The sequence below is a fragment of the Cognatilysobacter segetis genome, assembly GCF_004359965.1.
GTDB lineage: Bacteria > Pseudomonadota > Gammaproteobacteria > Xanthomonadales > Xanthomonadaceae > Cognatilysobacter > Cognatilysobacter segetis.
Genome location: NZ_SMRQ01000003.1, coordinates 74,797 through 93,445, shown reverse-complemented (window position 1 = coordinate 93,445; position 18,649 = coordinate 74,797). Strand labels below are relative to the sequence as shown.

Genomic DNA, 18,649 nt, shown 5'->3' with positions numbered 1-18,649 from the left:
CGGGCACCAGCCCGTTCCTGGTCGCCGACCTGCGCCTGCGCTACCGTCGCGACGCGCACCTCAGCGCTGCGCTCGGCATCGACAACGTGAACAATGCGACCTACTGGAACTTCCACCCGTACAACCAGCGCACGTGGTCGATGGAGGCGCGCTATGACTACTGACCTTGCGACCCGCGCGACACTCGCCGTCGCCGTCGTGCTGGCGATCGCCGCCTGTTCGCGCCAACCGGCGGCGCCATCGGCCTCGGCACCGAAGGCGCCGGCCACCGCCGCGACCGCCCAGGCGCCCTGGACGCTGCCCGTGCGCGACGGCATGCAGCCCGACCTCGCGGTGGCGCCCGACGGCGCGCTGCTGCTCTCGTGGGTCGAAGGCACGTCGGGCGCCGAGGGCGGCCGCACTCTGCGCGTCGCACGTTGGAAGGACGGTCGCTGGACGCCTGCCGCGACGGTGGCCCGCGGCGACTGGTTCGGCAATGCCGTCGACACGCCGCAGATCGAACAGACGCGGGACGGCGCGCTGTGGGCGACGTGGATGCGCGCCTCGCCGACGGGTGGCCACGCCCGCGACGTGGTGGTCGCGCGTTCGGGCGACGGCGGCGCGAGCTGGTCGGTGCCGGTGCCGGTCAACACCGACGGCACCGCGACCGAGCACGGCTTCGTGTCGCTCTGGCGCGCGTCGCCGGATTCGATCGGCGTCGCATGGCTGGACGGGCGCGCCAAGACTGGCGTCGACGAAATGCACGAAGGGCACGGCGGGCCGATGCAGATGCTGCGCGCCGCCGTGTTCGATGCGCGCCTGCAGCGTCACGGCGAAACGGCGATCGATTCGACGGTCTGCGATTGCTGCCATACCGCGGTGGCGCTCGCCGACGACGGCCCGGTGATGGTCTATCGCGACCGCACCGCCGACGAGGTGCGCGACATCCATGCCGCGGTGCTGCGCGACGGCGCCTGGCGCGACGTCGGCGCGGTGCACGCGGATGGCTGGGTCATGCCCGGATGTCCGGTCAACGGGCCCGCGGTCGCCGCGACGGGGCATCGCGTGGTGGCGGCTTGGTACACGGCGCCCGGCGACGCGCCGCGCGTCAGCTACGCGATGAGCGAGGACGGTGGTGAGCACTTCGGCGATGCCGTGCCGCTCGCGCAGGGTGCCGGCGTGCTCGGTCGGGTCGCCGTGGCCGGCGACGCGCGCGGCGCGTGGCTGGGCTGGATCGAGGAGGCGAACGGCGTGCAGGCGTTGAAGGCCGTGCACCGCGGCTGGTCGTCGGCGAGCGCGTCACCCGCCACCGTCGTGGCAACACTGCACACCCGCGGCAACGGTGCCGGCATGCCGCGCCTGGCGGCGACGGGCGATGCGGCGTACGCGGTATGGACCGACACCGTCGACGGCCGGCCCCAGCTCGTGGGCAGGCGCCTGTGAACGCATCGGCTTGACCTGGATCAGCGCGCCGCGACGCGCGCGGTCGAAAGATGATGGCTCCCGACCGGAGCCGATCCCATGCAGTACGAAATCGCGGGCGTGCCCGCCACGCTCGACCTCCCGCTGTTCACCCAGCTGATCACCGACGCCGACCCGGCGGCGGTGGTCGACCTCGCGCCCGGCACGCGCACGCTGCGCATGTCCACCGTGCTCGGCACCCATGCCGTGCTCGATGCGCTCGGTCGCACGGGCGTCGATGTCGCCTCGACGGAGGTCGACCAGCTGCCGTCGCAGTGCTGCGGGGGCTGCGGCGGCTGACGCGAACGCATCTCCCGGCGGCACGCGCCGCGGGCGATCAGCTCATTGCGAGAGAAGTCGAACCCGTCGCCGGAAGGCGGCCCGTTCGCGTATGCATGTGTCGGGGCGGTGCGTGGCCATTCCCGCCGGTGCGGAGGGCACATCGCCAGACGTTCAGTCGGCCATGGCGGACTTGCGAGCGTCGCCGTATCTGAAGGTGACGCCGACACCGCATGTCGCAATTGCATTTCGTTGGTGTCCGCAGCGGTCCCGCACTGGCCGCGACGCGGTGGCCCGTCGGCAACGCCAGACACGAAAACGCCGGCGGGCTTCTACCCGCCGGCGCCTTGACCGCACCCGCCGTCGTTACTTCGCGAGCAACAGCGTGCCGCGCATCATCGAGGAGTGGCCGGGGAACGAGCAGAAGAACGCGTACGACTCGCCCGCCTTGAGCTTGCCGACCGGGATATTCATCACCGTCGACTGGCCGCCGCCGATCAGCTTGCTCGCGGCGACGACGCGCGCATCGCCAGCTTTCACGTAATTCGCGGCGGCGCCGGCCTTCATGCCGTCCGTGCCCACCGCCGCGGCGTCGGCCGCCTTGCTCACGACGAGGTTGTGGCCCATCACCGCCGCCGGCAGTTGCCCGGAGTGCTTGAGCGTGACCGCGAACTGCTTGCAGCTCGCCGGCACCGCGATGGCCTTGGTATTGAACTGCATCGCGTCGTTGGCTTCCACGGTGGTGGAGCAGGTCGCGGCAGCCGCGGTATTGCCGTACGCCGCCAGGCCGAGCAGGGCGAGGAGGCCGGCGAAGTGGGTCATGGTCTTCATGGAGGTGTCCGTGGGTGTGTCGTTTGGTGTGGATGTAGTGTCGCGTCGCGTGGCCGATGCCGCCTTGATCCAGATCAGTTCCGCACGGGCGCCCTCACGCCCGTGCGGAACCGTTCAGCCGCGCGGTTTCAATGGCCCGAATTGGGGTCCATCGGGGTTTCGCTCTTGAATACCTGCTCCTTGTCCTCGCCGTTGACGTAGAGGAAGCCGACCAGGCCCTTCTCCAGTCGCGACAGCGCGTGATCGACGAGGATGTAGCGGCCGGGGTGGTCGACCTTGAACTCCACCATGGCCGCGCCGCCCGGCGGGACCAGCGTGGTCTGCACGTTGGTCAGCGGCGGGCTGGTGAGCGAGGCGAGGTTGTACACGCGGTCGAAGACCTCGCCGATCACGTGGAAGCTCGAGGTCAGGTTCGGGCCGCCGACGCCGAAGAAGATGCGCACCGTCTCGCCGGTGTTTGCTTCCATCTTGTACGTCTTGGTCAGCGCGTCCATGGAACCGTTGAAGGTCAGGTGCTCGGGCTTCTCGTCGAGCAGCTTGTCGAGCGAGAACTCCTGCAGGCCCTTGGTGCCGTGCTTCTGCGCGGTGTAGAGCTCGCCCTGCATGACGTAGAACTCGCGGTCCACCTTCGGCAGGCCGCCGGCCGGCTCGACGAGGATCATCCCGTACATGCCGTTGGAGATGTGGTGCGCCACCATAGGCGTCGCGCAGTGGTAGACGTACAGGCCCGGATTCAGCGCCTTGAAGGTGAACGACTTGGACTGGCCCGGCGCGACCTGCGTGACCGCGGCTCCGCCGCCGGGCCCGGTCACGGCATGGAAGTCGATCGAGTGGATGTTCACGCTGTCGGGTGCGTTCGACAGGTTCACCTTCACCGTGTCGCCCTGGCGGATGCGCAGGAACGGGCCCGGCACCTTGTTGTCGAACGTCCAGTAGCGGTAGGTGCTGCCGTCGGACAGCTTGCCTTCCACCTCGTGCGTGGTGAGGTCGATGCTGAGGTTCTGGGCCGCGCGGTTCCCCACGGTCTTGCCGACCGCATGCGGATCCTGCGAGATGTCGGCGGCCGTGGACGCGGCCTGCTTGACGTCACCCACCACGAGCTTGCCGACCATGCCGGCGGCCTTGTGGCCGGGCAGCGTGCAGAAGTATTCGAACTCGCCGGCCTTGTTGACGCGGAAGACGATGGTCGTCGCGGCGCCCTTGCCCGAAACCTGGTCGGACTTCGCGCCGAAGTCCGGCACGCTGATGTCGTGGAGCGCGCCGTCGCCGTTCACCAGGGTGATCTGCACGACCTTGCCTTCGGCCACGCGCAGCTCGGGATTGACCTGGCCGTTGATGGTGCCGGCATCGCCGATGAAGACCAGCTTGCCGTCGGCGATCTGCGTGCGCAGGGTGAAGCTCACGTCGGCCACGGGCGCGACGTTGGTCGGGTTATGGGCGCCGTGCTGGGCGAAGGCCTGCGGTGCCACGCCCAATGCCAGGCTGATGGCAAGCAGGAGGATGGACTTTTTCACAACGTGCTCCAGTGGGTCGTTTGGTCTGGACGCTACGTTAGGAATGCGCGATCAGGCCCGCCCTGATCCAGATCAAGTTGGACAACGTTCTTTGCGACGTGGCGTCTTCGTGCAGGTGGTGCCGGTTGATCTGCGTCAATGCGCCGCCCCGTGCGCATCGACACGCTGGCGGCGTGCAATCGGCACGATCAGTTGCAGACCGTCATGGCAAGCCGTTCGCTTCTTCCTATGTCCCTTCTCGCCCTGCTGCCCGCGGCCGCGATCGCCGCGCCTGCCGATCCGCCGCCGCGCGTCAGCTGGGAAACCGCCGCGCGCCTACGCTACGAGCGCGTCGACGACGACCTGTTCGCACACACGGCCAGCGCGACCACGCTCCGCCTGCGCGGTGCGTTTCGCTGGCAGATCACCGATGCGTGGGAGGCGTTCGTCGAAGGCGAAGCCGTCGGAGCGCTCGGCGACGACTACAACAGCACCGCGAACCGACGCACCGCGTATCCCACCGTCGCGGATCCGCAGGGCGTCGAGCTCAACCAGGCCTGGCTGCGCTGGCACCGCGGCGCCAACTCGGCAGTCGTCGGCCGGCAACGCATCGTGCTCGACAACCAGCGCTGGGTCGGCAACGTGGGCTGGCGCCAGAACGAGCAGACGTTCGACGCCATCAGCCTGCAGGCCGCGCCCCTGAAGGACGTCGTGCTGCGCTACAGCGCCGTGACTCGCGTGCATCGAGTCAATGGCGACAATGCGATCGATCGGCTCGCGCGCCAACGCGATCTCGACGGCCACCTGCTCAACGCGGCGTGGACGCGCGGTGCGCAGCGCCTGACCGGCTACGGCTATCTGGTCGAGGACCGGGACGTCGAAACCGCCTCCACCGCGACGTGGGGTGCGCGCTATGCACTGGCGCCATCCAAGGAACGGCCTTGGGGCGTCACCGCCGAGCTCGCGGGCCAGCGCGACTATGCGGACAACCCGCTCGACTTCGCGCATACCTACTGGCTCGTCGAGCCGTCGGTGGTGGCGCATGGCGTGACGTTCAAGGCGGGCTGGGAGCACCTCGGCGGCAACGGCCGCCATGCGCTGCAGACGCCGCTCGCCACGCTGCACGCCTTCAACGGCTGGGCGGACCGCTTCACGACCACGCCCGCGAACGGCCTCGAGGACCGCTACGTCGCGGCCGGTGGCCAGTTCGACAAGGCGCGTTCGCATGGCGCGCTCGAATGGCAGGCGGCCTGGCACGACTACCGCAGCGACATCGGCGGCCAGCATTACGGCCGCGAGCTGGACGCGTCGATCGGCATGCCGTTCTCGCCGACGCTGAAGGCGCTGGTGAAGGTCGCGGCCTACGACGCCGATGCGTTCTCGCGCGACACGCGCAAGACGTGGCTGCAGCTGGAGTGGAACCCCGCGCCGCTGGCCCGCTAGGCGGCGGCGTCGCCTGGGGCCGGCGCGGCGACGCAGCGATTGCGGCCGCCGCGCTTGGCCTCGTACAGCGCGGCATCGGTGCGCGCCAGCAGGCTGCCGATGGTTTCGCCCTCGGCAAGTTGCGCGGCGCCGATGCTCACCGTCACCGGAATCGCCTTGCCACCGAAGTCGGTCTGCATCGCGCCGATACGGCGACGGATGCGCTCGGCGACGCGCAGGGCGTCGTCGAGCGGCGTCTCGGGCAGCATCGCGCAGAACTCCTCGCCGCCGAAGCGTGCGCCGAGGTCGATCGCACGCAGCTCGTCGGCAAGCGCACCGGCCGCGGCGGCGAGCACGCGGTCGCCGGCGGCATGGCCATGCTCGTCGTTGACGCGCTTGAAGAAGTCGAGGTCGAGCATCAGCACCGACAGCGGGTCGCCGTGGCGCCGCACCCGCTCGTGCTCGGCGGCGAGCCGGACGTCGAGCGTGCGGCGGTTCGCGAGGCCGGTCAGTGCGTCCTGCGCGGCTTCACGGCGGGCGCCGAGCAGGTCGACGAGCAGGCGCAGCTGCGCCTGCGCCGTCCAGGCCGCCAGCGCGGTGAGCAGCACCAGTAGCCAGATGTCGCGCCAGTCGGCGGGGCCGAGCGCGGCATGGCGCCACAGGAACACGAGCGCCAGCGACGTTGCGGGGGCGATAGCATCGCGCAGCGTCTGCGTCCACGGCGCCGGGAAAAGCGCGAGCTGCGCGGCGATCACGAACGGAAACAGGCCGTAGCCCACCTCGCCGGCGATGTCCATTGGCCGCAGCAGCAGTTGCATCGCGCCGAAGCCGAGCGCCTGCACCCAGACGAAGGCGCGCAGCATGACGGGCGCCGGCAGCCGACGCGGCATGCGCGCGATCAGCATCAGCGCGGCCGCGATGGCGATACGCAGCGAGGCGATGCGCGCGACGTCGGCCGGGCGCAGCACCGCGGCGTCGAGCACGATCCACCCGAGCGTGAGCACGGCGAGCACGGGCGCAAGCGTGCGCACGCGTGCGTGCACGATTTGGTCGCGCTCGAGCGCGCAGGCCGCGGGCACGCGCGTGCTCGCGGCGATGCGCGAGGCCAGGCCGGACGTGGCCGGTTCGTCGATCGTTTCCGCCATCGCTCCCCCCGGTGCGTGGTCAGGCGACCCGGTTTGCGCGGATGCGCGACCCCGGTTGTTCAGGTAGTCGTCGATATAACGGATGTCGTTGCCGTGGTCGAGCCGGGGCGTACGGTAGGACCGCGCGCGGCCGCGCCTGCTTGGCGCCGCAGGGAATCGCTTCGTCGATGCCTCAGCCCCGCAGCATGAAGAACAGCCCGAGCGGATGGTGCGCCCGGGCGATCGAGATGATGAAGCCGAACACGCAGAGCGCGGTGACGTAGGTGATCGCGCGCGTGCGGCGGGTGCGACCGCGCTTGAGGGCGAACGTGCCCAGGCCGATGTAGACGACGAGCAGCACCAGCTTGGCCGTGAGCCAGCCGTTGGAGAACATCGCGTGCGGCAGGATCGTGAACAGCATCAGCGCCGCGGTGAGCAGCGTGGTGTCGATCGTGTAGCTCAGCAGCTTCACGGGCAGCCGCATGGGCCAGTGCATGCCGGCCAGCACGCCTGCGCCGCGCAGCGCGAACAGCAGGCCGCTGGCCAGCACCATGGCGATGTGCACGGCCTTGATCTGCGGATAGAACTCGATCATGGCGATGCCTCAGCCCGGTCGGCCGTCGACGCGCGGCGCGAGGTAGATACTGCCGACGCGCAGGATCCATGGCGTCAACGCGACGAGCCAGCCCGCGGCGGCGAGCACCTGCCACAGCATGGGGTCGTGGCTGATCTCGGCGAATACACGCGTCACCGCGACGACGTTGATCGCGGCGAAGGCGTAGATCGCCACCTTCGGCATCGCGAGCGGGCGACCCGAATGGCCCTGCGTCACGCGCGTGACCATCGCCACCAGCACCGAGCCGAAGAAACCGATGAACAAGGCATGCGCCGGCCCGCGGCCGAGCAGGTACTCGCCCAGCAGCAGGTAGGCGAGGCTCTGCATCGTGTACAGCGCGAACGCGACCGGCAGCCAGGCCAGGCCGAGGAACAGCGCGGTCAGCAGGAACGGCTTGCGACCCTTCGGCCACCAGCGCGCGAGCGCGGTGGACGACAGTGCCAGCAGCACGAGGTCGGGGATCCACGTCCAGGCATAGGCATGCGCGAGTTCCAGACCCAGGTGCGCGAGCGCGGCGGGCCACAGCGCCGCCAGCAGCCACATCGGCCGCCACGCCGTGTACGGTTTGACCACGTTGCCCGCGAAGAACGGAAACATGCGATGCGCGACCGTCCAGTACAGCGGCAGCAGCAGGCCGAAGCCGCCGAGCTTGATCGCGGCGTAGGCCAGCCCCGGCGAGCCGGCCAGCAGGAAGCCGGTCCACGCCAGTACGCCGACGAGCCCGATCAGCAACGCGGCGAAGCACGAGCGCGCATGCCACGTCGTGCCCTTCTCGCGCCACAGCAGCGGCCCGAGCGTCGCGATGCCCGCGAGCCAGCCGGCGAGCGTCATGAAGGCGCCGACGACGATGCCGGCGTCCCAGCCGATCGCCCCGAGCAGCGTCATCAACTGCCCGCCGAACAGGCCGATGCCGACCGGCGCATAGCGCCAGCGCTCGATGTCGGGCAGGCCCATCCAGCGCGGGAACGTGGTCAGCAGGAAGCCGAACACGAAGCTCGGCAGCATCTGGTACTGCATGACGAACGCATGCAACCAGCCGGCATACGGCCCGGACGACGGCATCGTCCAACCGAAGCGCTGCGCGCCGAGCCAGGCGGCCCACCAGGCCATGGCGAGCAGCACGTTGGTCGCGCCGACGAAGAACAGCAGCCGGTGCGGCGCGGCGAAGAGGTGCCGGGGGCCGGCGGTCGTACGGGTGAGGGCATCCATGCGGACAGTCTCCGCCCGCGCGGAGCGGCCCGCATTGATCCAGATCAGACGGTTTCCGCGACGTCGTCCGCGATGTCGAGGCCGTGCGCGCGCAGGCAGGCGGGCGAGTACAGCGTCTGCGCGTAGCGTTCACCACGATCGCAGAGCAGGCTGACGACGCTGCCCCGCGTGCCCGCCGCGCGCATCTCGTCGGCCAGCTGCAGGCAGGCGGCGAAGTTGGTGCCCGACGAGCCGCCGTAGCGCTGGCCTAGCAGCTCTTCCAGGTGCCGCATGGCCCGGATCGATCGCGCATCGTCGATTTCGACCACGCGGTCGACCACATCGTAGAGGAAGCCCGGTTCCGCATGCGGCCGGCCGATGCCTTCGATGACGGTCGGACGCGTGGCGCGGGCGTCGGAGCCGCGCGATGCCCAGCCGATCGCGAAGGCGCGCCCGGTCGGCTCGGCCACGCACAGCCGCGTGTCCAGCCCGCGATAGCGCAGGTAGCGTCCGATCGTCGCAGACGTGCCGCCGGTGCCCGCGCCGCAGACGATCCACGTGGGCACCGGATGGTGCTCGCGCGCGAGCTGCGAGAGCAGCGACTCGGCGATGTTGTTGTTGCCGCGCCAGTCGGTCGCGCGCTCGGCCAGGCCGAACTGGTCCAGATGACAGGCGCCGTCGTCGCTATGCGCACGCGCGCGTGCGTACACGTCGGCGGGATCGTCGACGAGGTCGCAGCGGCCGCCGAGGCGTTCGACCACCCGGATCTTCCCGGGCGCGGTGCAGGCCGGCATCACCGCGGTGAACTCAAGGCCCAGCAGCCGCGCGAACCAGGCTTCGGAGATCGCGGTGCTGCCCGACGAGGCGTCGACCACGCGCTGGCCGGCCTGCAGCCGTCCGTTGCAGAGCGCGTAGAGGAACAGCGAGCGGGCGAGCCGGTGCTTGAGGCTGCCGGACGGGTGCGAGGACTCGTCCTTGAAATAGACGTCGATGCCGGGATGTGTCGGCAGCGCGACATGGAGGAGATGCGTATCGGCCGACCGCGCGGCCTCGCGTTCGAGCGCGGCGACCGCGTCGCGAACCCACCGGCGCGCGGCGTTCATGGCGCGCTTCCCGCAAGGGCGGGTTCGGCCTGCAGCAGCCGGCCCTGTGCATCGACGACCAGCCGGGCCCGCGCGGCGTGGTAGTAGAACGTCGCGCGGTAGCGGCCGGCGTCGTCCCCGACCCCGCGTTCGCAGAGCACGCGGATGCGGCCGTCGTCCATGAGCGCGCGGAAGGTGTCGACGTCGAGGCCGAGGCGCGGGGCGACGAGCGCGGCGTCGATCGCGATGTCGGGCATCGGCTCGGCGCCGGGAAGAAGGCGTTGTTGTTCGTGCATCTCAGGACTCCGGAAACACGACGGCCCGGCGCAGGGGCCGGGCCGTCGCTTGCATCAACGCATCGCTCAGCGACGCACGGGTGCCGTATCGACCGCGGCGGCCTCGCGCCGCGGCGCCACCCACAGCCGCAGCACGAACCAGGCCAGCGACACCGCGCCGATGCTGAACACCGTGTCGCCCGGCACGCGCATCCACACCAGCATGTCGATGATCGGGCGGTTCATGAACTCGGCCGAGCGCGCATACGCATAGCCGTGCTCGATGCTCGCGAACAGCTGGCTCACGCCCATCGGCAGCAGTGTCAGCAGGGCCATCATCGCGAGGCCGATGTTGAGCGACCAGAACGCGACCCTGACCGGTGCGGTGTTCCACACCATCTGGCCGCGCAGACCGCGCAGGCAGAACATCATCAGGCCGAGGCCGAGCATGCCGTACACGCCGAACAGCGCGGTGTGTCCATGCAGCGCCGTGAGGTTCAGGCCCTGCATGTAGTACAGCGACAGCGGCGGGTTGATCAGGAAGCCGAACAGGCCCGCACCGACCAGGTTCCAGAAGCACACCGCCACGAAGAACAGGATGATCCACTTGTAGCGGGCCATCCACGGCGTCGCTTCGCCCATCCTGTAGGTGTGGTAGGCCTCGAAGCCGATGAAGGCGAGCGGGACGACTTCCAGCGCCGAGAAGCTCGCGCCCAGCGCCACCACCGCCGTCGGCGTGCCGACGAAGTACAGGTGGTGCAGGGTGCCGAGCACGCCGCCGGTCATGAACACCACCGTCGAGAACAGCACGGCGGTCGCGGCGGTCTTGGCACGCACCAGGCCCAGCTTCACGAAGATCAGGCTCATCACCGCCGCGGCGAACACCTCGAAGAAGCCCTCGACCCACAGGTGCACCAGCCACCAGCGCCAGTACTCGACTTCCGCGATGTGCGTCTTCTCGCCCCACATCAGCGCCGAGCCGAAGAACAGGCCGATGCAGACGGTGGACAGGAACATCAGGCCGACGATGGGCTTGGTCTCGTCCTTCGTCGAGCGCAGCACCGGCCACAGCGCGCGGCCGACCAGCGTGAGCCACAGCATCAGGCCGACGAACAGGAACACCTGCCAGAAGCGGCCCATGTCGGCATATTCCCAGCCCTGGTGGCCGAACCAGAAGTTGTTCTTCAGCCCGAGCTTCTGCATGACCGCCAGCCACTGGCCGGCGAACGAGCCGACCACGATGACGAGCAGGCAGACCCACAGGACGTTGACGCCGAGCCGCTGGAACTTCGGCTCATGGCCGCTGAGCGCCGGTGCGATGTACAGCCCGGTGCCGAGCCAGGCCACCGCGATCCACAGCACCGCCAGCTGCGTATGCCAGGTGCGCGTGATCGAGTAGGGCAGCACGCTGGAGAGGTCGAAGCCGTAGGCCTTCTGACCCTCGACCTGGAAGTGCGCGGTCATTGCGCCCATCAGGATCTGCACCAAAAACAGCGCCAGCACCACCCAGAAGTACTTCGCGGTCGCGCGCATCGACGGCGTGATGCGCAGCATCGCCAGCGGATCGGTGGCGGGCAGCGTCGTCGGGTGCTCGTCCTTCTGGCGTGCATGCCACCAGCCGAGCAGGCCGACGCCCGCGATCAGGAACAGCACGCTGAACAGCGACCAGCCCCACAGCGCGGGCGCGGGCCTGTTGCCCACCAGCGGCTCGTGCGGCCAGTTGTTCGTGTAAGTGACCACCTGGTCGACCGGCCCGCCCTTGAACGCGGGCGCGTCGGCGGCGACTGCACGCTCGGTGGTCGCCGCCCAGGCCGTCCACCAGAAGAACGCGGTGAGCGCGCGGCGATTGCCCGCGTCGAGCACCGTGTTCTCCTTCATCGCGTACGCCTCGCGCAGCGAATGCGTGGCCGGATCGTTGCCGAACAGGCTCTCGTAGTGCAGCGCGACGTTCGCCGCGGCCTGCGCACGCTCCGGCGTGACCGTGATCGTGCCGGTGCCCGCGTCGTAGGTATTGCGACGCATCATCGGCTGCAGGCGTGCCTGCAGCGCCGCCTGGCGCTCGGCCGGCAGGGCCGCGTACGACGCGACGCCTTCGGCGCGTGCCCACTGGTCGAGCACGTCGACGGCTTCGCGGTGCAGCCAGTCGGCCGACCAGTCGGGCGCGACGTAGGCACCGTGGCCCCAGATCGAGCCCAGCTGCATGCCGCCCATCGACTGCCAGACCTGGCGGCCGGTCTGGATGTCGTCCTTCGTGTAGACCAGCTGGCCGCTTTCGGACACGACGCGCTCGGGTATCGGCGGCGCGGCGCGGAAGATCTCTCCGCCTGCCCACAGCAATACCGAGAACGACGCGACCAGCAACGCGGCAAGCCCCCACCACAACTTGCGTGTACTGCTCATGGCATGACTCCGTTCGGTTCGGCGTCATGCTGGGCGATGGGGTGGGTCGCTACCTTGACTCAGGTCAATCGCGGCGGGAATCGACGCGGACCGCGGACGCCGTCACGACTATTCGCGCAGCACCGGCGCGGCCAGTGCCTCGAGCGCAGCCGGATTCAGCAGCTCGAGCTCGCGCCGGTCGACCGACACCAGCCCGTCCTGCTGGAACCGCTTGAGTACGCGGCTCACCGTTTCCGGGGCGAGGCGCAGGTAATTCGCGATGTCGGTGCGCGCCATCGTCAGCTGGAACCGATGGGGTGAAAATCCGCGCGCGGCGAGCCGGCGCGAGAAGCCGACGAGGAACGCGGCGGTGCGCTGGTCGGCGGTGAAGTCGCCGGCCAGCAGCGCGGCGCGGCCGATGTCACGGCTCATCAAGCGGAACAGCTGCCGCTGCAGGCCCGGCACGCGCGTGGCCAGCAGCTCGATCTGCGGGAACGAGAAGCGGCAGAGCATCACCGTGTCCAGCGCCACGGCATTGCAGGGATAGTGGTCGCCGTCGATGGCGTTGAGGCCGATGACCTCGCCGGGCAGGTGGAAGCCGAGCACGTGCTCGCGGCCGTCGCGGTCGATGACGTAGGTCTTGACCGTGCCGGCGCGCACCGCGGCGATCGCCTCGAAGCGGTCGCCCTCGCGGAACACATGGTCGCCGGCGGCGAGCGGCCCGACGTGCTCGACCAGCACGTGCAGGTCCTGCAGCGAGGACTTGTCCATGCCCTGCGACAGGCAGGCATCGGAGAACGCGCAGGTCGAGCAGAAGCGCAGCGCGTCGCCGTCGTCGGCGAGCGTGCGCGCGTCCTGCCGCGGGAACGCGGTGGGGATCACGGCGCGGGCCGCCGATGCGTCAGATCGCACGCGAGAAGCGCGGCCGGGCCACGTCGGCGGGGCGATCGAGGTAGGCGTCGAAGCACATCGCGATATTACGCAGCAGCAGCCGGCCCTGCGAGGTGGCCAGGATGCGGCCCTTGTCGCGGCGCACCAGCCCGTCGGCTTCCAGCGGCTCGAGCGCGTGCAACGAGCCGTCGAAGTAGCGGTCGAACTCGATGCCGTAGCGTCGCTCGAGTGCGGCCACCGGTATTTCGCCTTGGCACATGAGCGCCTGGATCAGGTCGGCGCGCAGCTCGTCGTCCTCGGTCATGTGCAGGCCGCGGAACACCGGCAGGCGACCTTCGTCGAGCGCCTTCTCCCAGCTCGGCAGGTCGCGCGGGTTCTGGCTGAAGGTGCTGCCGATGTGGCTGATCGCGCTGACGCCGAGGCCGATCAGGTCGCTGTCGGCATGCGTGGTGTAGCCCATGAAGTTGCGGTGCAGCCCGCCGCGCGCCTGCGCGGTGGCGAGTTCGTCGTCGGGCAGCGCGAAGTGGTCCATGCCGATGTAGACGTAGCCCGCGGCGGTGAGCCGGGTGATCGCCATGTGCATCAGCGAAAGCTTGACCTCCGGCGTCGGCAGGTCTTCCGCATTGATCTGCTTCTGCGCGCGGAACAGGTCCGGCAGGTGCGCATAGCTGTAGACGGCGAGGCGATCCGGGCGGATCGCGAGCACCTGGTCGAGCGTGCGCGAAAAACCTTCGGGCGTCTGCTTGGGCAGGCCGTAGATCAGGTCGATGTTGACGGAGCGGAAGCCGGCGTCGCGGCAGGCGTCGACCACCGCGCGCGTCTCCCCGACGCTCTGGATGCGGTTCACCGCGGCCTGCACGTCGGGATCGAAGTCCTGCACGCCCAGGCTCGCGCGGTTGAAACCGATGCGGCCCAGCGCGGCGACTTCGCTCGGGTCGACGAAGCGCGGATCGAGTTCGATCGAGATATCGCTCTCGCGGTGGTCGGCGAAATGGAAGTGGCGCCGCAGCGACTGCACCAGGTCGCCCAGCTGATCGGGCGACAGGAAATTCGGCGTGCCGCCGCCGAAGTGCAGCTGGATCGCCTCGCGATCGCGGTCGAACAGCTCCGCCATGAGCGCGATCTCGCGGTACAGACGCGCGAGGTACAGCTCGCCCCGCGACCTGTCGCGGGTGATGATGCGGTTGCAGCCGCAGTAGAAGCACGGGCTCGCGCAGAACGGCACGTGCACGTAGATCGACAGCCGGCGCGGGATCGGGTCGCCGTTGCTGGCGGCCGCGGCGGCGCGCAGCTCCGCTTCGCCGAACGAGTCGCGGAACTGCGGCGCGGTCGGGTAGGAGGTGTAGCGCGGGCCCGGGCGGTTGTAGCGCTCGAGCAGGCCGCGGTCGATGGAGGCGTGGTTGTTTGGCATGGCGGCAGACTAGCCAGCGCCTGCCGGGGTCGACTTGACCGGGATCAATCGGGGGCACAACGCAGGCAAAACGCGGCGACGCGCCACCGGCAGCGGCCACCGGTCGACTTCACACGCTCTACACGCCGGTCACCCGTGGTTGCGTACGGCTGAGGTAGGCTGGCACCTCGTTCCGCCGCTGCGTGCTCCGATGTCGGCCACCCCGATCGACCTCATCACCCTCCGCAAGGGCTGCGCCAGCTGTTCGCTGCAGCAGCTCTGCCTGCCTGCCGGCATCAGCCTTTCGGAGCTGCAGGAGCTCGAGGACATCGTCAAGCGCAAGCGGCCGGTCGAGGCCGGTGAGCGCCTGTTCCGGCAGGGCGACCGCATGGGCTCGGTCTTCGTCGCGCGCGACGGCACCTTCAAGACGGTGCTGGTCAACGAGGAAGGCGAGGAGCAGGTCATCGGCTTCCACCTGCCAGGCGAGCTGATCGGCCTCGATGCGCTGGGCACCGGCTCGCACCGCGTGGAAGCGGTCGCACTCACGCGCGCCAACGTCTGTGAAGTGCCGTTCGACGAGCTGTCGACCGTGGCTTCGCACATTCCCGGCCTGCAGCGCCAGCTGATGCGCGTCATCGGCCAGAGCGTGGGCCGCGACCAGGACCACCGCGAGATGCTCGTGCGCCGCCAGGCCAACGAGCGTATCGCGTTGTTCCTGCACGGCCTGAGCGAGCGGCTGCGCACGATCGGCGAGCCGCCGGACCGCATCCGCCTGCCGATGAGCCGCGAGGACATCGCGCGCTTCCTCGGCCTCGCGCTCGAGACCGTCAGCCGCGGCTTCACGCGGCTGCAGGAGGACGGCGTCATTTCGGTGCACGGCCGCAAGGTGGAGATCCTCGACGTCGCCGAGCTCGATCGCCTCGTGCACGGGCAGGACGGCGACCGCGAGCGCCCGCGGGCCCGCGCCTAGACCGGCAGGCAGCCCAGCGCGCGCAGCGGCCCGTGCAACGCCGGCACCGCCATCAGCCACGGCGCCGCGACCGTCACCAGCCCCGCCAGTACCACCAGCGCGCCCGCTGCCGTGCGCGCGCCGCCCTGCAGCAGGCGCCGGCCCACGTGCAGGCCGGACCACGTCAGCGGCAGCATCACCGGCAGCGTGCCGAGGCCGAAGGCGGCCATCGTCGATGCCCCGTTCGCCGCGCCCGCCTGCAGCCAGGCCGCGGTGAGCATCGTGGTGCTGAGTCCGCAGGGCATCCAGCCCCAGAGCGCGCCGAGCGCAAGGCGCTTGCCCGGGGTGTTGGCAGGCAGCAGCCCGCGTTGGAGCGGCTTGAGCACGCGCCACAACCCGCCGCCCAGGCTCGAATAGGGCCAGGCCGCCCGGTTCGCCGCTACCAGCCGCAGGCCGATCACGATCATGACGACGCCCGTCGCCACGCGCAGTCCTGTTCGCAACCCCGGCAGCGCGGCCAGGTCGACGATGGCGTGGCCGACGCCGCCGGCGACCGCGCCTGCCGTCGCATAGCCGAGCACGCGGCCGAGGTTCGGCTCGACCACGTAGCGCCAGCCCGCACGTGGCGCCATCGCCGGAAAGCCGGTCGCGATGCCGCCGCACATCACCGCGCAATGCCCGCTGCCGACGAGACCCGTCAGCAGCGCCGAGAGCAGCGTCAGCCAGGGGAGGCCCATTCAGCGCCTGCGCGGCGCGTGCTCGCGCGGCGGATCGTCGCGCAGGATGTCGAGGGCGGGTGTGTCGAGATCGTCGAACTGGCCGCGCTTCACCGCCCACCAGAACGCGTACACCGCCACGCCCAGCAGCATCAGTGCGAGCGGAATCAACAGCAGCAGGATGTTCATGCCGCCCTCCGCGCCAGGCGGAGCGCGTTGAGCGTCACTCCGAGCGACGAGAGGCTCATGCCCAGCGCGGCCATCCACGGCGGCACCAGCCCCATCACCGCAGCCGGCAACGCGAGAACGTTGTAAGCGAGCGCCCAGCCGAGGTTCTGCCGCACCACCGCGCGCGTGCGCCGCGCGAGCGATACCGCCGATGCGAGCCGCGACAGCGAGCCGCCGGTGAGTACGACGTCGGCCGCGCGCTGCGCGAGCGCGGCGCCGCTGCCGACCGCGATGGAGACGTCGGCACCGGCGAGCACCGGCGCGTCGTTGATGCCGTCGCCGACCATCGCGACGAAGCGCCCCTCGCGTTGCAGCTCGCGCACGTAGGCGAGTTTGTCTTCGGGCGTCTGGCGCGCGCGGGCGACGTCGATCGACAGCTGCCGCGCGACGCCGTCGACCCGCTCGCCCGCGTCGCCGCTGGCGAGGTGCGCCGCGATCCCCTGCGCGCGCAATGCCTCGAGCGCCGGCATCGCGTCGGCGCGTACCGATTCGGTGGGCTCGAAGCGCGCTACCGGCCGTGAACCGTCGCCCAGCCAGAGCGCGCCGTCATCCTCGCGTCCCGCAGCGAAACCCGCGCGGCCGATGCGCCAGTCGCGGCCGTCGACGTGGCCTTGGATGCCCTGCGCGGCAACCACGCGTACCGCTTCCGCCGCCGGCGCGTCGATCGAGGCGAACGCCGCCGCGAGCGGATGCGTGCTGCCGCGCTCGAGCGCGGCGGCGATGCGCAGCGCTTCGCCGCGCGGAAAACCGTCGAACGTCGACATCGCGCCGAGCGCCGTGCCGGCCTGCGTGAGCGTGCCGGTCTTGTCGAAGACGATGTCGGTGATCCGGGCGAGGCGGTCGAGCGCGTCGGGCCGCGTGGCCAGCAGCCCGTTGCGTGCGAGCGCGCCATGCGCGGCGGCGAGCGCGGCGGGGATCGACAGCGACAGTGCGCAGGGGCAGGAGATCGCCAGCACCGCGAGCGTCACTTCCAGCGCGCGCGCCGGCTCGTGGAGATGCCAGGCGGACCACGTCGCCGCGGCGACCGCGAGCATGGCGACGACGAACACGCCGGCGACGCGGTCGGCGAGCTGTGCGAGCCGCGGGCGATGCGCCTGCGCCTGCTCGACCAGCCGCGACAGCTCGGACAGCCGCGTGTCGGCGCCGATGCGCTCGACACGGATGCGCGCCGGACGCTCACGGCCGATGGTGCCGGCGAACACGGTGTCGCCCGCGCGGCGTTCCACCGCCTCCGGCTCGCCCGTGAGCAGTGATTCCTCGAAGCGCGCACTGGCGTCGAGCAGCGTGCCGTCGGCGGGCACCGGCTCGCCGGCCGCGACGCAGGCGATGTCGCCCACGCGCAGCGCCGACACCGGCACCGTCTCGCGCGTGCCGTCGTCGCGCTCGCGCACCGCGAGCACCGGCCGCGCGCGGGCCAGCGCATCCACCTGTGCGTTCGCGATGCGACGTATGCGCTCCTCGAGGCTGCGCGCGACGAGCAGCAGGAACACGAACATCACCGCGGCGTCGTACCAGACGTGCGGCCCGCCGCGGACCGTCTCCACGACGCTCGCCGCGTAGGCGAGCAGCGTGGACGTGGCCACCAGCACGTCCATGCCGAGCCGGCGATGCCGGAGCTCGCGCCACGCACCCTCGAGGAACGGCCAGCCCGCATAGAACACGACGGGCGTGCTGACGAGGAAGGTGACCCAGCGCAGGAAGTCGCGCGTCGCCACGCCCATCGAGCCGCTGGTGTCGAGGTACAGCGCCTCGCCGAACATCATCGCCTGCATCGCGCCGAGGCTCGCCAGGCCGATGCGCAGCAGCGACCGGTTGCGCGCGCGACGGCGTGCCGATTCATCCGCATGGCCGGCGGCGAGGTAGGGCCGATAGCCGAGCAGCGCGAGCCGGCGCAGGGGCGCAGACAGCGGCGTCACCGCCGGATCCCACGTGAGGCGGATACGACCGGTCACCGCGTTCGCGCCGACGTCGACGATGCCGGGCTCGCGCGTGAGCGCGCGGTCGATCAGCCAGGCGCAGGCGGCGCAGCGCATGCCGTCGGTGACGACGGTGATCTCGCGGCCGCCGTCGACGTCGCGCGCGTGGTCGGCGACCATGTCGTCGCGATCCCAGGCGCTGTAGTCGCTGTCCTCCGCGCCGACGCACGAGGCCGCGTCGCTGCGCAGCCGGTAGTAGTCGCCGAGGTCGGCGTCGCGGATCCATTGCGCGGCCGCCGCGCAGCCGTCGCAGCAGAAGGCCTGCGCCGCACCCTCGACCTCGAAGAACGCGGGCGACGGCGGAAGCGCCTCGCCGCAATGGAAGCAGCGGGCGAGGGACAGCGTGCCGGGAGCGCGCGCCGCGTCCATC

At 70.6% G+C, this 18,649-nt stretch carries 17 protein-coding genes; 4 read left to right on the top strand and 13 right to left on the bottom strand.

Annotated elements, in window-relative coordinates; genetic code table 11:
- Positions 1-153 precede the first annotated feature (153 nt).
- Both E4F61_RS01420 and E4F61_RS01415 read left to right on the top strand, forming a co-directional pair.
- Positions 154-1,422, top strand: a complete 1,269-nt coding sequence (locus E4F61_RS01420; protein ID WP_133477577.1) for a sialidase family protein — start codon at positions 154-156, stop codon at positions 1,420-1,422.
- Positions 1,423-1,500: 78 nt separating this feature from the next.
- On the top strand, positions 1,501-1,740 hold the full coding sequence (locus E4F61_RS01415; protein ID WP_133477575.1) for a hypothetical protein: 240 nt from the start codon (positions 1,501-1,503) through the stop codon (positions 1,738-1,740).
- Positions 1,741-2,085: 345 nt separating this feature from the next.
- On the opposite strand, the gene azu is transcribed toward E4F61_RS01415, so the two are convergent.
- Positions 2,086-2,550 carry an azurin gene (gene azu / locus E4F61_RS01410; RefSeq protein ID WP_238382754.1) on the bottom strand — a complete coding sequence of 155 codons (465 nt, stop codon included), beginning with the start codon at positions 2,548-2,550 and terminating at the stop codon, positions 2,086-2,088.
- A 128-nt stretch (positions 2,551-2,678) separates the two neighbouring features.
- A complete protein-coding gene (nirK, locus tag E4F61_RS01405; RefSeq protein WP_202908921.1) occupies positions 2,679-4,064 on the bottom strand; it encodes a copper-containing nitrite reductase in 1,386 nt (461 codons plus the stop codon).
- Between the two features lie 228 nt (positions 4,065-4,292).
- Between nirK and E4F61_RS01400 the strand changes: the two genes are divergently transcribed.
- Positions 4,293-5,486 carry an alginate export family protein gene (locus E4F61_RS01400; protein WP_238382753.1) on the top strand — a complete coding sequence of 398 codons (1,194 nt, stop codon included), beginning with the start codon at positions 4,293-4,295 and terminating at the stop codon, positions 5,484-5,486.
- On the opposite strand, the gene E4F61_RS01395 is transcribed toward E4F61_RS01400, so the two are convergent.
- The 8 genes from E4F61_RS01395 to hemN all read right to left on the bottom strand — a co-directional run bounded on the left by E4F61_RS01395 (position 5,483) and on the right by hemN (position 14,431).
- Positions 5,483-6,610: a GGDEF domain-containing protein gene (locus tag E4F61_RS01395; RefSeq protein ID WP_133477571.1), complete on the bottom strand. Its 1,128-nt coding sequence runs from the start codon at positions 6,608-6,610 to the stop codon at positions 5,483-5,485. The two genes, E4F61_RS01400 and E4F61_RS01395, sit on opposite strands and share 4 nt — an antisense overlap.
- Positions 6,611-6,782: 172 nt before the next feature.
- Positions 6,783-7,184: a SirB2 family protein gene (locus E4F61_RS01390; RefSeq protein ID WP_133477569.1), complete on the bottom strand. Its 402-nt coding sequence runs from the start codon at positions 7,182-7,184 to the stop codon at positions 6,783-6,785.
- 9 nt (positions 7,185-7,193) lie between these two features.
- Positions 7,194-8,414: an NnrS family protein gene (locus E4F61_RS01385; RefSeq protein ID WP_133477567.1), complete on the bottom strand. Its 1,221-nt coding sequence runs from the start codon at positions 8,412-8,414 to the stop codon at positions 7,194-7,196.
- Between the two features lie 44 nt (positions 8,415-8,458).
- Complete coding sequence (locus E4F61_RS01380) at positions 8,459-9,496, bottom strand: PLP-dependent cysteine synthase family protein (protein WP_133477565.1); 1,038 nt, start codon at positions 9,494-9,496, stop codon at positions 8,459-8,461.
- Positions 9,493-9,771, bottom strand: a complete 279-nt coding sequence (locus E4F61_RS01375) for a DUF6522 family protein (protein WP_133477563.1) — start codon at positions 9,769-9,771, stop codon at positions 9,493-9,495. Before E4F61_RS01375 ends, E4F61_RS01380 begins: the two co-directional genes overlap by 4 nt.
- 66 nt (positions 9,772-9,837) lie before the next feature.
- Positions 9,838-12,150 carry a nitric-oxide reductase large subunit gene (locus tag E4F61_RS01370; RefSeq protein ID WP_133477561.1) on the bottom strand — a complete coding sequence of 771 codons (2,313 nt, stop codon included), beginning with the start codon at positions 12,148-12,150 and terminating at the stop codon, positions 9,838-9,840.
- Between the two features lie 108 nt (positions 12,151-12,258).
- Positions 12,259-13,011 carry a helix-turn-helix domain-containing protein gene (locus tag E4F61_RS01365; protein WP_238382752.1) on the bottom strand — a complete coding sequence of 251 codons (753 nt, stop codon included), beginning with the start codon at positions 13,009-13,011 and terminating at the stop codon, positions 12,259-12,261.
- A 19-nt stretch (positions 13,012-13,030) separates the two neighbouring features.
- Complete coding sequence (gene hemN, locus E4F61_RS01360) at positions 13,031-14,431, bottom strand: oxygen-independent coproporphyrinogen III oxidase (protein ID WP_133477559.1); 1,401 nt, start codon at positions 14,429-14,431, stop codon at positions 13,031-13,033.
- A 190-nt stretch (positions 14,432-14,621) separates the two neighbouring features.
- Here hemN and E4F61_RS01355 point away from each other — a divergent pair, with 190 nt between their 5' ends.
- A complete protein-coding gene (locus E4F61_RS01355) occupies positions 14,622-15,380 on the top strand; it encodes a helix-turn-helix domain-containing protein (protein ID WP_133477557.1) in 759 nt (252 codons plus the stop codon).
- Here the strand turns inward: E4F61_RS01355 and E4F61_RS01350 are convergent.
- The 3 genes from E4F61_RS01350 to E4F61_RS01340 are packed head-to-tail and all read right to left on the bottom strand — an operon-like array spanning position 15,377 to position 18,648.
- Positions 15,377-16,096 carry a sulfite exporter TauE/SafE family protein gene (locus E4F61_RS01350; RefSeq protein WP_133477555.1) on the bottom strand — a complete coding sequence of 240 codons (720 nt, stop codon included), beginning with the start codon at positions 16,094-16,096 and terminating at the stop codon, positions 15,377-15,379. The two genes, E4F61_RS01355 and E4F61_RS01350, sit on opposite strands and share 4 nt — an antisense overlap.
- Positions 16,097-16,264: a cbb3-type cytochrome oxidase assembly protein CcoS gene (gene ccoS, locus E4F61_RS01345; protein ID WP_133477553.1), complete on the bottom strand. Its 168-nt coding sequence runs from the start codon at positions 16,262-16,264 to the stop codon at positions 16,097-16,099. It lies immediately after the preceding gene.
- A complete protein-coding gene (locus E4F61_RS01340; RefSeq protein ID WP_133477551.1) occupies positions 16,261-18,648 on the bottom strand; it encodes a heavy metal translocating P-type ATPase in 2,388 nt (795 codons plus the stop codon). The genes ccoS and E4F61_RS01340 overlap by 4 nt, the downstream gene beginning before the upstream one ends.
- Position 18,649 lies beyond the last annotated feature (1 nt).